This is a genomic window from Amycolatopsis sp. CA-126428 (assembly GCF_002904335.1).
Classification (GTDB): Bacteria; Actinomycetota; Actinomycetes; order Mycobacteriales; family Pseudonocardiaceae; genus Amycolatopsis.
Genome location: NZ_PPHF01000148.1, coordinates 17586 through 30563, shown reverse-complemented (window position 1 = coordinate 30563; position 12978 = coordinate 17586). Strand labels below are relative to the sequence as shown.

The following is a 12978-nucleotide window of genomic DNA, read 5'->3' as shown; positions in this document are numbered from 1 at the left end:
GTCCGGGTGGCGGAGCCCCCGGCTCGGGGCGGAGCCCCGAATGTCACCGGCGAACGAGCGTTAACCTGAGTCCGCGAATCGGACCACGAAGGGAACGGCACAGATGCAGATCACCGACACCGCGGCGCTCGTCACCGGGGGCGCGTCCGGCCTCGGCGGGGCCACGGCGAAGGCCCTCGCGGCCAAGGGTGCGCGGGTGTTCGCGCTGGACCTGGCCGCTTCGATCGAGAAGGCCGAGCAGGTCGACGGCATCACCTACGTCGAGGCCGACGTCACCGACGTCGAGCAGGTCGAGGCCGCCGTCGCGACCGCGGCCGGCTCCGGCGTGCCGCTGCGGACCGTGGTGAACTGCGCCGGCATCGGGCCGTCCGCGCGGATCCTGTCCAAGAAGGGCCGCCACGACCTCGCGCTGTACGCGAAGGTCATCCAGATCAACCTCGTCGGCACCTTCAACGTGCTGACCGTCGCGTCCGAGGCGATCGCCAAGACCGAGCCCCTCGAGGACGACGCCCGCGGCGTCATCATCAACACCGCCTCCATCGCCGCGTTCGACGGCCAGATCGGGCAGGTCGCCTACGCGTCGTCCAAGGGCGGCGTCGTCGGCATGACGCTCCCGGCGGCCCGCGACCTGGCCTCGCACGGCATCCGCGTGCTGACCATCGCGCCGGGCATCGTCGACACGCCGATGCTCGCCACGGTCAGCGACGAGTTCCGCGCGTCGCTCGCCGCCGGCATCCCGTTCCCGAAGCGGCTCGCGCGGCCGGACGAGTACGCGCAGCTCGCGCTGTCGCTCATCGACCACGACTACCTGAACGGCGAGGTCTTCCGGATGGACGGCTCGCTGCGGATGGCCCCACGCTGACGCCGGGGGCGGCACTTTCCCCGGGAAGTGCCGCCCTCGGGTGGTCAGCGGGTCAGCACAGGACGTAATGGATGCTGACCTGCGTCGAGGTCGTCCCCGACGGCGCGTTCAGGGTGAACGTCCGGGACGCGCCCTTCGGGCCGATCGAGGCGCTGTCGCTGACCCCGCCGTTGCTCCAGTGCGAGCGGACGTACGGGCACCGGCCGTCGGCCTTGTCGTCGGTCACCCTCCCGCTCACGGTCGTGTAGTTGTTGCACCAGGTCCCCGACGCGTGCCCCTCGGGGATCTGGACCGTCCAGTTCTCACAGGGAAGCGCCCGCAGCTGCGCGCCCTGGGCCGGTGTCGCGACGTCCGTGGCGTTCGCGGCCCCCGCCGCCGGCGCCCCCAGCGCGATCAGCCCCGAAACGCCGATCGCCGTCGCACCGAGAGCCCCCCACTTCGGCAACTTCATCTCACCCTCCACTCGGATCGTCTTTCCGGATCAGGAGATCCGGCGACGACTCTGGCACCGCGTGGGGCACCGGAAGGCCTCCTTCGAACTCGCTCGAAACACTCCCGGCGGCTAGGTGCCCCCGGAGGTCAGCACGGCCAGCCCGAGCGAGGTGATGTGGTGGGTCGCGAGGTTCTCGTGCCGGTCGGTCGTGATGAGCCCCGCGTCGCGCAGGACGCCGGTGTGGTGGCTGACCGTGGCCGGGGCGACGCCGGCCTGCCGGGCCAGCCGGGTGGTGGTGCCGCCGGTGACGACCGAGCGCAGGATCGTGGCCCGGGTGGGCCCGAGCAGCGCACTCAGGTGGTCACCGCCGCCGTGCCACCCGGCCAGCAGCCGCGCCCCGGCTTCGATCGGAAACACCAGGACCGGGCGCAGCCGGGGGTCGGCCAGCGCCACCGGGTGGTGCACCCCGAAGTAGCTGGGGATGAGCAGCAGGCCCCGGCCGTCGAGACGCAGGTCGCGATCGACCGGGTAGTCGACGACGACGAGCACCGGCGGCCGCCAGCGCGCGGCCGGGCCGAGCCAGCGCAGCAGGCCTTCGGGCCCTTCGCGCAGGTACCGCTGGATGCCGCCGGCGCACGCGATGCGGAGCCCGTCGCCGATCATCGGGAGGTCCGGTTCGAGCAGGGCTCCGCAGTACAGGTGCAACGCCCGGCACAGGTGCTGCGCCGCGGCGGTCTTCCCGCGGGCGAGTTCGCCCAGCCACCGCGCGGCCGGCGCTCCGGACGGCCGGAGCCGGCCGATCTCTTCGCGGACCTGCCGCCGCGGAGCCGATAGAACCGCCTCGGCGCCTTCGCCGATGTCCCGGACTTCCTCGGCGGGCGTGAGGAAGTCCGGGAAGTAGGCCGCGTGCGGCGCCACCGTCGTCACCGTGTGCACCGCGAGCCGGACGGCCCCCGCCTCGCGCACGCACCCGCGCACCCGGCGACGCCAGCGGTTCAGCGGCAGCCCGCCGCCACCGTGCTGCAGGGCCTGCGCGCTGCCGACGACCTCCCACAGGAGGTCGAGCTCCGGCCTCAGCCGGGTCCGCGCGAGGTCGGCATCGGTGAAGTGGATCCGCAACTGCGGCACGACGTCCCCCCGGACACGTCGGTGAAGCCCTACGTGTCCAGGAGTTCGCGGCCCGGCGCGCAAGTACCCGGGTCAGCCGATAGGAGCAAGGCTCAGCGGGTCAGCCGGACTTCCAGGCCGACGCCGTCGGTGGTGACCGAGCAGCCGCCGAACGCGCTTTCCGCGGCCAGCGTCTCGAACTGCGCGGCGGTGAACGCGCGGCGCCGCAGCCACCCGAGCGTCTTCCGGACGGTGAAGCCGGCGACCACGCCGACGTTCATCCCGGCGACCTCGCGATCGATGTCCGCGGCGGTGGCCTCGTGGTTGAGGTCGTGGATCACCGCGAACCCGCCCGGGCGCAGCACCCGGTGCATCTCGTTCAGCGCCGTCACCGGCTTGCGGAAGTTCTTGAACGCGGCCTGGCAGATCACGAAGTCGAACGACTCGGCCGCGAAGGGCGCCTGCGTGATGTCGCCTTGCCGGAAGTCGATGTCGAGCCCCGCCCGGTTTTCCCGCGCGATCTCGACCATGGTGTGGCTGATGTCGAGCCCGGTGACGCGGTAGCCGCGCTTGGCCAGCTCGACGGCGAAGAAGCCGGGTCCGGGCGCCACTTCCAGGATCTCGGCGCCGTCGGCCAGCCCCGCGGTGACCTCGGCCGCCTGCCGCCGGTACTGCGCCAGCTGGGCCTCGGTGCCCCGGTTCTTGGCGTACCAGCGGGCCTGGAAGCCCTCCATCTCGGGCACTCTGTGCTTGCGGGTCGTTTCCATCGGTTCCTACCTCTCCACGAACTCCCCCAGGTCGTCCGGGAATTCGCCGGTTTCGTGGTAGCGCCGCCAGGCGTCGAGGCCCGGCAGGGCGCCGGTGGTCAGTTCTTCGAGGAAGCCGCGCACCCAGCGCGCCTCGGCTTCCGTCATCGCGAGGTCGTATTCGACCTCCACCAGGAACAGCCGCGGCATCAGCGGCCGCAGCTGCTCGAGCGCCGCGCGGTGCGCCTCCGCGCGTTCGCCGAGCTGCTCCAGCCGCTCCCGCAGCCGGCTGATCGCCTGGTCCGGACCCAGGACGCCGATCATCGACAGCCCGGCCTTGAACCGCGGCGGTTCCCGGTCGACCGTGCCGACGAGCTCGCGGACCCAGTCCTCGAACTCCTCGCGCCCGGCCGGCGTGATGCGGTAGACGGTCCGTTCGGGCCGCCCACCGTCCTTCACGCTCTCGACGGCCTCGATGAAGCGGTGTTTCTCCAGGTTCGCGACAACCGTGTAGAGCGAGCCCCACTTGATCGGCATGTCGGCGTCCTTGCCGCGCTGCTTGAGCACGGCCGCCATCTCATACGGGTGCATGGGGCGTTCCTGCACGACGGAAAGGACGGCCAGCCCCAGGACGTTGGCGACCTTCCGCCGTTTCATCACAACTCCTCGTCTACGAGTACTCGCAGACGAGTATTACGCAGAACACGCCAGTAGGCAAGTGTCTTAGCCGGTGAACTACTCAGAGGTCGAACATGTACGGGACCTCGTCCTGCGCCCGCGCGTCGATCCACTCGCGCAGGGCCCGGGTCGCGAGGACGTCGTCCTCGTTGTAGCGCAGGAGCCGTTCGCGCTGGTCGTCGTCCGGCTTCTCGCCGTCCATGCCGACGGCGTCGCGGTACCATCGCATCGAGGCCTCGCCGCCCGCCTCCGGGTCACGCCAGGAGAAGCCGGCCACCGGGGCGATCACCTTCAGGCCCTTGCCGTGGGAGCACAGGAACTGGTCGGTGACGCTGCGGAAGAGGTCCACCCACTGCTCGGAATCCACAAAGGACTGGATGTCCTTCTTCGCAGGCACGCCGGGGTGGTCGCCGAAGCGCTCGACGGAGCCGAAGAGCCAGCGGTTCTCGGCGAGCGCGTTGTAGCAGTAGGCGCGGAAGGTCAGCCCCGCCGCTTCGGTGCGCTCGCGGATGTCGGTGAGCCAGGCCCAGAACTCGGCGAAGGAGCGGGCCTCGTCGTCGGTGGGCAGCGGGTCCCACGTCGCGAAGGCGCGGTAGCCCGGCGGGACGCCGATGTCGGCGCCGCTGAGCAGGCAGCCCCAGAGGTACGCGCCGGCGTCGCCGAAGCTTTCCATGTCGACGTCGACCTCGACGTCGGCGCGCGGTACCTCGACCCGGCCGACGCGGCGCACCAGCGTCAGGTCCGCCAGCCAGGCCCGGGCGAGCACGACGGCGTCCGGGAAGGTGACGCCGGTCCAGTTCACCGCGAGCGGCTCGCCCGCCGGGTCGAGCGCGGCCAGCTGGTCCACAGTGGACACGCCGGCGCGGCGCAGCTCGACCGCGTCCTCGCCCCGGACGACGAGGCTGACGTCGCGGGTGTCGGTGAGCACGACCTCGCACGTCGGCCACCACGGGCAGCGCCGGCACTCCAGCACGCGCGACGGCTCGGCGAGGGGCTCCTCGCCGTTCGCGGCGGCGGTGGCGATGGCGAGCCGATCGGCGAACCGGGCCTGGTACTCGGTGAGCGCGGTGCGCCCGCCGGGCCAGGTGCCCGCGGTGAGGTCGTGCCAGACGACGACGTCGGCGTCGAGGCCGATGACGCCACCGAGCGCGAGGCTCTCGTCGGCCCGCCCGAGCGTCTGCAGCATGCGGCGGATGTGCACGAGCCGGAGCTGGTCACGCGGCTGCGACCGGACCTTGCGGCCCTCGTCGGCCGCGCGGTGGGCCGGGTCGAGGTCGGTCAGCCCGGTGACGATCGCGCCGGCGCCGCGGTCGGTGATGCGGTGGCGCACGACGAGCACCGGGACGTAGCCGTGGCCGGTGCGGACGAGCAGGTCGATGCCACCACGCCGGTGCCCGGCCGCGTCGACCGGCAGCAGCGCACCCCAGATGTAGCGCGCCCCGTCGGCGAAGGCCTGCAGCGTCTGCTCGACGCGCTCGTGGGCGGGGAGGTCGCGGCCGATCTTCACCCAGTGGTCGTCGTTGGCGGCCATCAGCCGGGCGACGATGTCCTCGCGGTGCGCGGTGGCGTCGTCGATCCGCTGCTGCGCGGTGGGGTCGGGCGGGGAAAGCGGTACCTCGCGCATGGCGGGGTCGTGCTCGAGGTGCACGCGGCGACGGCAGCGGCTGACCGCGCCCGCGTCGAGTACCACCTCGGTGTTCATGGAGATCACTCTAGATTCCCACGGCCGAGCCGACATGCCCGCCACCCGGGCGACCAGTAAGTTCGACCTCGACACGTCGCAGGAGGTGCCATGGCGCGCAAGGCCAAGGTCGAGGGTGAAGCCAGGTTCACCCCAAAGAGGGCGAAGAACGCGGTCGCGGTGGCGAAGGTGCTCAGCCCGGCGGTGCTCCCGGTGGTGGCGCCGCTGGCGGTGCGCGCGGCGGGCGCGGCCCGCGAGGCGTACGACCGCTACCAGGCCCGCAAGCTGGGGGTCTCGATCGACCGGCTGGGCGAGTACACCGGCCGCGGCGCGGCCCTGCACGCCCGGATCGCGGGGGTGGCCGAGGGCTGCCAGGACCTGCGGAAGTCGGAGAAGGCGTCGAAGGCGGACCAGGAGTTCGCCCAAGGAGCGCTCGGGACGCTGGAGCAGCTGTCGGCTTCGGTGCGCGCGGCGGAGCGGATGCCGGCGGCGCGACGCAAGTCGGTGCACCGCGCGGTGGCCGGCGAGCTGGAACGGCTGGAAGGGCAGCTGCTGCACCGCCTCGGCCTCTGACGGCCACCGGTCGTGAGTGGTAAGGAGGGTTAGAACCCTCCTTACCACTCACGACGGGCTACTTCACGAAGCCCTTCTTGACCATCCAGTCGTGGGCCACCTTGCCCGTGTCCTTGCCGTCGACGTCGACCTGCTTGCAGAGCTCCACCATCTGCTCGTTGTCGATCGCCGCGCTGATCTTCTCCAGCGGGCCGCGGACCTCCGGGTGCTGCTTCAGCCACTCCGTGCGCAGCGTCGCCACCGCGTTGTACTGGGGGAACGCTTTCTTGTCGTCCTCCAGCACCCGCAGGTTCAACCCCGAAATGCGGCCGTCCGTGGTGAAGACCTCGCCCACCGGGCAGGTTCCGCTCGCCACCGCCGAATAGATCGTGCCGATGCCGAAGTTCTTCACCGTCGGCTTCTGGAAGCCGTACGCCTTGACCGCCGCCGGGAAACCGTCCTGGCGGCTGGTGAACTCCGTCTCCAGGCAGAACACCGCCTGGTCCGGCTTCTGCTTGATGAAGGCCGCCAGGTCGGACGTCGTCTTCAGGTTGTTCTTCGCGCCGTACTCCTCCGTCACGGCGAAGGCGTACTGGTCGTTCAGCGGCGAGTAGTTCAGCCAGGTGACGCCGAACTTCTCCTCGTCCGCCTTGGCCGTCGCCTCGTACTGGGCCTTCTCGCCGCCCGGGACCGGGAGCTCGTTGCCCTGGTAGTTGATCCAGCCGGTGCCCGTGTACTCCCACGTGATGTCCGTCTGACCCGACAGCAGCGCCTGGCGCGAGGAGTTCGACCCCTTGATGTCGGACAGGTCGACGACGTCGGCGCCGGCCGCCGTCAGGGCCATCTCGGCCATGTACGCCAGGATGATGTTCTCGGTGAAGTCCTTCGACCCCACCGTCACCTTCAGCCCCTGCAGCGACGGGATCGGCTGGATCGAGCCCGGCTTGATGTCGTACGGGACAGCCTGGTTGATCGTCAGCCCGCAGGACGACAGCGTCACCCCCAGCAGGGCCACGGCGAACAGCCTCCGGAGTTTCATCGCAGCCCCTTCGGTCCGAAGAACTGTTCGGCGACCGCGCCCACCCAGTCGACCAGCAGCGCCAGCGCGACCGCCAGCACCGAGCCGGTGACCAGCACCGACGTCAGGTTCAGCTTGTAGCCGGTGTCGATGAGCAGCCCGAAGCCGCCGGCGTTGACGAACATGCCGAACGTCGCCGTGCCGACCGCCAAGACCAGCGAGGTGCGCAGGCCGGCCAGGATCAGCGGGACGGCCAGCGGGAGCTCGACCCGCCAGAGCACCGCCGTCGCCGACATCCCGATGCCGCGGCCCGCGTCGATCAGCGCCGGGTCGACCTGCTGGATGCCGACCATCGTGTTCCGCAGCACCGGCAGCAGCGAGTAGAACGCCAGCGGCAGCGCCGCCACCCAGATCCCGCCGGTCGCGCCGGTGACGATGAACCACAGCACCAGCACGCCCAGCGCGGGCGCGGCCTGGCCGATGTTCGCGATCGCCAGGAAGACCGGGGCCAGGAAGCGCGCCCACGGCCTCGTCACGATCACGCCCAGCGGGACGGCGACCAGGACGACGATGGCGGTCACCACGAGCGTCATCAGCAGGTGGTCCCACAGCGCCGTGAACAAGGTGGGCGCGTTGAGCGTCTCCTTCTCCGTCGCGTTCAGGCCGCTGGAGAACACCGAAACCAGCGTCACCGCGACGATCACCAGCACCACGACCGGCTGGGCGAACAGCCGGACGCGTTCCGCGCGTTTCGAGCCGGACTCGGTGCTGAAACCGGTGTCGACGACGGCCGTCATGCCGGCACCTCTTCGTCGTTCGTGTGCTCCTCGCGCAGCTGCTGGATCGTCGCGATCACGGTGTCCAGCTGGATGGTGCCCGCGTACTCGCCGCGCGCGCCGGTGACCGGCACCGACCCGCCCTCGGCGAGCATCGCCTCGAGCGCGTCCTGCAGCGTCGACTGCAAGCTGACGAGGTCGCGCAGTGGCTTGCCGAGGTTGGCCAGCGAAGTCGCCGAAGTGAGCTCGCGCGCGTGCACCCACCGCGTCGGACGGCGGCGCGCGTCCAGCACGAGCGCGAAGTGCCGGCGCGACTTGTCGAGCTTCTCCCGCACCGAGGCGGGCGACTCGTCGACGGTCACGGTGAGCGCGTCCTGCTGGAGTTCGACGTCCCGGACGCGCAGCAGGGTCAGCTGCTTCAGCGACGCGCCCGCGCCCACGAAGCCCGCGACCGTGTCGTCCGCCGGGTTCGCCAGGATCGCTTCGGGCGTGTCGTACTGCAGGATCGTCGACTGGTTGCCGAGCACCGCGATCTTGTCGCCCAGCTTCACGGCTTCGTCGAAGTCGTGCGTGACGAACACGATCGTCTTCTGCAGCTCGCTCTGCAGCCGCAGCAGTTCGTCCTGCAGGTTGCCGCGGGTGATCGGGTCGACCGCGCCGAACGGCTCGTCCATCAGCAGCACCGGCGGGTCCGCGGCCAGCGCCCGCGCCACGCCGACGCGCTGCTGCTGACCGCCCGACAGCTGGCGCGGGAAGCGGTCGCGGAAGTCGGCCGGGTCCAGCCCGACCAGGTCCATCATCTCCTCGACCCGGTCACCGACCTTCTTCTTGTCCCAGCCGAGCAGGCCGGGCACCACGCCGATGTTCTGCGCGACGGTGAAGTGCGGGAACAGCCCGGCCTGCTGGATCGCGTAGCCGATCCGGCGGCGCAGGGTGTCGACGTCGAGCTTCAGCGCGTCTTCGCCGCCGATGGTGATCCGGCCGGACGTCGGCTCGATCAGCCGGTTGATCATCCGCATGGTCGTGGTCTTGCCGCAGCCGGACGGGCCGACGAAAACCACGATCTTGCCGGCGGGCACGACCATGGAGAAGTCGTCGACCGCCGCTTCGCGCGTGCCGGGGTACCGCTTGGTCACGTGCTCCAGCTCGATCTCGACGCCGGAGACTTCCTCGTTCTCAGCCACGGACACCCCTAGAAATGGTGAAGCGCTTGATCAGGACGTAGATGCCGTCGAGGAGCAGGGCGAGGATGACGACCCCGACCGCGCCGGTGACGGCTTGGTTCAGGGAGTTGGTGCTCCCCGCGTTCGTGAGCCCGGAGAAGACCTCGGCGCCGAAGCCGGGCCCCTTCGCGTAGGCGGCGATCACGGCGATGCCCATCAGCATCTGCGTGGCCACCCGCATGCCGGTGAGGATCGCCGGCCAGGCCAGCCGCAGCTCGACCCGGGTGAGCACGCCGAAGCGGCTCATCCCGATGCCGCGGGCGGCGTCGGTGACCGCCGGGTCGACGCCGTCGAGCCCGACGATGGTGTTCCGGACGATCGGCAGCAGGCCGTAGAGCACCAGCGCGATCACCGCCGTCGTCGGACCGAGCCCCGAAAGCGGGATCAGCAGGCCCAGGAGGGCGAACGACGGGACCGTCAGGATCGTGCTCGCCAGCGCCGTGGCCACCGCCGAACCGATCGGGCTGCGGTACACCGCGACCCCGATCAGCACGCCGAGGACCGCGGCGAGGATGGTGCACTGCACCACCATGCTCGTGTGCAAATAGGCCTCAAGCCACAGCTTGCTCGCCCGGTCGGAGATGTAGTCGAAGAGGTTCATCCGTGTCCGCTCTCCCGCCCTTCGCGCCGGCCTTCACCCGAATGGGCTAGTTCCTGACCGACGGCTCAGTACCCACGGCACGACCGGTCCAAACCCCGGTCATCGGCCCACCGTGGCCTACCGGCCGGAGATCGGCAACAAATCACCTGAACCGGAGCGCAATCCGGGACGTGAACTCGATGTGTGCTCACTTCACGGGATCACACGCTCACAGCGAAGCAGGTCCCTTAGGCTGCTCCTCATGAGCGATCCGGCACGGCGTCCCGCCGTGCTCAGTGCTACCCGTGGCGTGTTGCTCGCCGTGAGTGCCGGGGCACTTTCCGTCACCGCGCACCGGCTCGCCGACGGCGGCCTGCCGGATCCGGCGATGACCGTCCTGCTCACCGGCCTGTTCGGCTGGACCGCGGCCGCCCTCGCCCGCAAGGCACGCGGGCCGGTCGCCACGGTCGTCCTGCTGGGTGCCGCCCAGCTGGTGATGCACCTGTTGCTCACCACGCTCGCCGAGCACCACGAGCACGACATGGCCGCGACGCCCGGCACCACCGGGCCCGGCATGGTCTTCGCGCACGCGATCGCGACCGTGCTCACCGCCCTGCTGCTCGCCCGCGCGGACACGATGCTCCTCACGGTGCTGGCCGTGCTGCGCGCGATCCTGCCGCGGCTGCTGACCCCGCTGCCGGTGCCGTCCGCGGCGCCCGCGCTCGTCCCGGCCCGCACGGCCGGTCCGGACCACCTCGTCGGCGTCGACCTGCGCCGGATCCGCGGGCGGCGCGGCCCGCCCGTCCACTCCTGAACCCCAGCTCATCCCCCACACCGGCCGGTCCCCGAACCGAGCCGTCCCCGTTCTTGAGTTCATCAGGAGTGAACCCATGTCCCAGCACGTCTTCAAGCGCGCCGGTTTCCTCGCCGCCACCGTCGGTGTCGCCGGTCTCCTCGGCACCGGCGTCGCGTCCGCGCACGTCACCGCCAACGTCTACGGCCCGCAGCCCACCAAGGGCGGCTACGCGGCGATCGTCTTCCGCGTGCCGAGTGAGGAGAAGGACCCCCTCACCACCACGAAGGTCGCCGTCGAATTCAAGGCGGACTACGGCATCGGCTCGGTGCGGACCAAGCCGCTCCCCGGCTGGACCGCCGAGGTGACGAAGTCGAAGCTGCCCGCGCCGATCACCAAGGACAACGGCACCCAGATCACCGAGGCCGTCACCGCGGTCACCTGGACCGCGCAGCCGGGCAGCGAACTCAAGGCCACCGACTACCAGGAGTTCTCGGTCTCCTTCGGCCCGCTGCCGACCAATGTGGACGAAGTGGAGTTCCCGGCGCACCAGACCTACAGCGACGGCAAGGTCGTCGACTGGAACCAGCCGACCCCGGCGAACGGCGAGGAGCCGGAGCACCCGGCGCCGGCCGTCAAGCTGGCCGCCAAGGCCGCGGGCGACGGCGACCACGCCGCGATGGCCCCGGGCACGGCGGCCACGACCGGGGAGCACACTGAGGCCGCGGCGGCGACGTCGGACAACACGGCCCGCTGGCTCGGCGGGGCCGGCCTGCTCGTCGGCGCCATCGGCCTCGGCGTCGGAGCCGGTGCGACCATCCGGGCCCGCAAGGCCACGGTCAAGTCGGGAGGCAACAGCTAGATGCGGAAGGCGCTCGTCGCGCTGGCGTTGACCGGGGTGGCCGTGCTCGGCACGGCCACCCCGGCGCTGGCGCACAACGTGCTGATCTCCTCGGACCCGGCGAACGGCTCGTCCGTCGCCGCCGGCCCGGCGAAGATCAGCCTGACCTTCGACCAGTACGTGCAGGGCGCCGACGTCAACCAGATCGCGGTGACCGGACCCGGCGGCGGCCAGTGGGCCGAGGGGCCGATCGGCGTGGTGAACAACGTCGTCACCGCGCCCCTGCGGCCGCTCGGGCCGGCCGGGAAGTACACCGTCGGCTACCGGGTGCTGTCCGCGGACGGCCACCCGGTGACCGGTGAGCTCACCTTCACCCTGACGACCGCCGGCACCGGCACCCCGGCGACCGTCGACGCGGCGAGGTCGCCGGGCGGCTCCTCGTCGGCGGCGCCGCAGTCGTCGTCGACCGGGGTGCCGATCTGGGTCTGGATCGCCGGCGCGGTCGTGCTGCTGGCGATCGGGCTGACCGTGGCCCTGCGGTCCGGCCGGTCGGTGGAAGAGAAGAACTGATGACCCAGGCCGAGGCCACCACGAAGGTCCGCTGTTCGACGCTGCTCTGCGTCGTGACGGCGGCCCTGCTCGGCGCCCTGATCGGCGTCGCGCTCATGTCCACCGCCCCGGTTCCCGGTGTGGTGGAGCCCAGCGCGGTGGTCTCGGCCGGCATCCCGGTCGTCCGGGTCCTGCTCGACCTCGCCGCGGTCACCACGATCGGCCTCGCGCTGCTCTCCGTCCTCGTCGGCTACGACCGGCCGAAGCTCACCGAGCCGATCATGCGGCTGGCCCGCCCGGCCGGCGTCGCGGCCGCGCTCGTCTGGGCCACGGCCGCGGTCGTCGCGCTGATCCTGCAGACCGCGGAGTACAAGCCGGGTTCGTCGACGCTCTCGCCGTCGGACCTCGGCCGGTACATCGCCGACGTCGGCGCCGGGAAGGCGCTCGTCATCGTCGCCGTGCTCGCGCTCGTCCACGCCGGGATCGGCGCGCTGGCCCTGCGCTTCGGGGAGAAGGTGCCCGCCGAGGTCCGCGTCGGGCTCGGCCTGTTCGCGCTGCTGCCGCTGCCGGTCACCGGGCACGCGTCGAACTGGAGCTACCACGACTACACGATGATCTCGATGGAGCTGCACGTGATGAGCGCCGTCGCCTGGACCGGCGGCCTCGGCGCGATGACCGTGCTCCTGGTGGCGAACCGGACGCTGCTGGCGCACGCGCTGCCCCGGTTCTCGAAGCTCGCGACGCTCTGCCTGGTCATCTCCGCCGCCACCGGGCTGTTCAACGGCCTGGTCGAGATCTCGCTCAACCCGACCATCGGGTTCTGGGCCGCGATCTTCACGACGCCGTACGGGCGGCTGCTCGTCCTCAAGCTGGTGTGCACCGGCGTCATCGCGGTGCTCGGGGCCCACGTCCGCTGGCGCCTGATGCCCCGGATCGTCCGCCACGACCGCACGGCGCTCGCCGCGTGGGGGACGCTCGAGCTGACCGTGATGGGACTCGCCTTCGGGTTCGCCGTCGTGCTGACGCGGGCGCCGGTCGTCGCTTCCTGACCTTGTAACTGCAGGTAGGAGCCGGTGTGACGTCACGGCGAGTAGCTGCAACTTGCGCATTGGGATGACCGGTGACCCATTGGGGTTGAC

15 protein-coding genes are annotated in these 12978 nt (G+C 71.2%); 6 read left to right on the top strand and 9 right to left on the bottom strand.

The annotated features are described in order from the left end of the window. Positions 1-103 precede the first annotated feature (103 nt). Positions 104-862 carry an SDR family NAD(P)-dependent oxidoreductase gene (locus C2L58_RS36430; RefSeq protein WP_103342188.1) on the top strand — a complete coding sequence of 253 codons (759 nt, stop codon included), beginning with the start codon at positions 104-106 and terminating at the stop codon, positions 860-862. Between the two features lie 52 nt (positions 863-914). Here C2L58_RS36430 and C2L58_RS36425 read toward each other — a convergent pair whose 3' ends face one another. The 5 genes from C2L58_RS36425 to C2L58_RS36405 form a co-directional block, all read right to left on the bottom strand. Continuing rightward, positions 915-1313 (bottom strand): hypothetical protein, encoded by a 399-nt coding sequence (locus C2L58_RS36425; protein WP_103342187.1) that lies wholly within the window; start codon positions 1311-1313, stop codon positions 915-917. A gap of 111 nt (positions 1314-1424) precedes the next feature. Then, positions 1425-2423: an ArsR/SmtB family transcription factor gene (locus tag C2L58_RS36420; RefSeq protein WP_103342186.1), complete on the bottom strand. Its 999-nt coding sequence runs from the start codon at positions 2421-2423 to the stop codon at positions 1425-1427. Between the two features lie 92 nt (positions 2424-2515). Next, positions 2516-3169 carry a class I SAM-dependent methyltransferase gene (locus C2L58_RS36415; protein WP_103342185.1) on the bottom strand — a complete coding sequence of 218 codons (654 nt, stop codon included), beginning with the start codon at positions 3167-3169 and terminating at the stop codon, positions 2516-2518. 6 nt (positions 3170-3175) lie between these two features. Further along, a complete protein-coding gene (locus C2L58_RS36410; protein WP_199191625.1) occupies positions 3176-3805 on the bottom strand; it encodes a PadR family transcriptional regulator in 630 nt (209 codons plus the stop codon). A gap of 82 nt (positions 3806-3887) precedes the next feature. Continuing rightward, entirely contained in the window at positions 3888-5528 is a 1641-nt protein-coding gene (locus C2L58_RS36405; RefSeq protein ID WP_199191624.1) for a TM0106 family RecB-like putative nuclease, read from the bottom strand. Positions 5529-5618: 90 nt separating this feature from the next. Between C2L58_RS36405 and C2L58_RS36400 the strand changes: the two genes are divergently transcribed. Next, positions 5619-6080, top strand: coding sequence for a DUF6474 family protein (locus tag C2L58_RS36400; protein WP_103342182.1), 462 nt, complete (start codon positions 5619-5621; stop codon positions 6078-6080). Between the two features lie 58 nt (positions 6081-6138). Here the strand turns inward: C2L58_RS36400 and C2L58_RS36395 are convergent, their stop codons facing one another. From C2L58_RS36395 to C2L58_RS36380, 4 genes are read right to left on the bottom strand one after another with little or no spacing between them, the layout of a single operon-like run. Then, positions 6139-7098, bottom strand: coding sequence for a glycine betaine ABC transporter substrate-binding protein (locus tag C2L58_RS36395; RefSeq protein ID WP_103342181.1), 960 nt, complete (start codon positions 7096-7098; stop codon positions 6139-6141). Beyond that, positions 7095-7874 carry an ABC transporter permease gene (locus tag C2L58_RS36390; RefSeq protein WP_103342180.1) on the bottom strand — a complete coding sequence of 260 codons (780 nt, stop codon included), beginning with the start codon at positions 7872-7874 and terminating at the stop codon, positions 7095-7097. The genes C2L58_RS36395 and C2L58_RS36390 overlap by 4 nt, the downstream gene beginning before the upstream one ends. Then, positions 7871-9037 carry an ABC transporter ATP-binding protein gene (locus C2L58_RS36385; RefSeq protein WP_103342212.1) on the bottom strand — a complete coding sequence of 389 codons (1167 nt, stop codon included), beginning with the start codon at positions 9035-9037 and terminating at the stop codon, positions 7871-7873. Before C2L58_RS36385 ends, C2L58_RS36390 begins: the two co-directional genes overlap by 4 nt. Then, positions 9030-9677, bottom strand: a complete 648-nt coding sequence (locus tag C2L58_RS36380; protein WP_103342179.1) for an ABC transporter permease — start codon at positions 9675-9677, stop codon at positions 9030-9032. Before C2L58_RS36380 ends, C2L58_RS36385 begins: the two co-directional genes overlap by 8 nt. A gap of 292 nt (positions 9678-9969) precedes the next feature. On the opposite strand from C2L58_RS36380, the gene C2L58_RS36375 reads away from it, so the two are divergent. The 4 genes from C2L58_RS36375 to C2L58_RS36360 all read left to right on the top strand — a co-directional run bounded on the left by C2L58_RS36375 (position 9970) and on the right by C2L58_RS36360 (position 12888). Further along, the gene (locus C2L58_RS36375) at positions 9970-10470 is read left to right on the top strand and encodes a hypothetical protein (protein WP_103342211.1); all 501 of its coding nucleotides are present in this window, start codon (positions 9970-9972) and stop codon (positions 10468-10470) included. A 76-nt stretch (positions 10471-10546) separates the two neighbouring features. After that, entirely contained in the window at positions 10547-11311 is a 765-nt protein-coding gene (locus tag C2L58_RS36370; protein ID WP_103342178.1) for a YcnI family copper-binding membrane protein, read from the top strand. After that, a complete protein-coding gene (locus C2L58_RS36365; protein WP_199191623.1) occupies positions 11312-11860 on the top strand; it encodes a copper resistance CopC family protein in 549 nt (182 codons plus the stop codon). Next, on the top strand, positions 11860-12888 hold the full coding sequence (locus C2L58_RS36360) for a copper resistance D family protein (RefSeq protein WP_103342177.1): 1029 nt from the start codon (positions 11860-11862) through the stop codon (positions 12886-12888). Before C2L58_RS36365 ends, C2L58_RS36360 begins: the two co-directional genes overlap by 1 nt. Positions 12889-12978 lie beyond the last annotated feature (90 nt).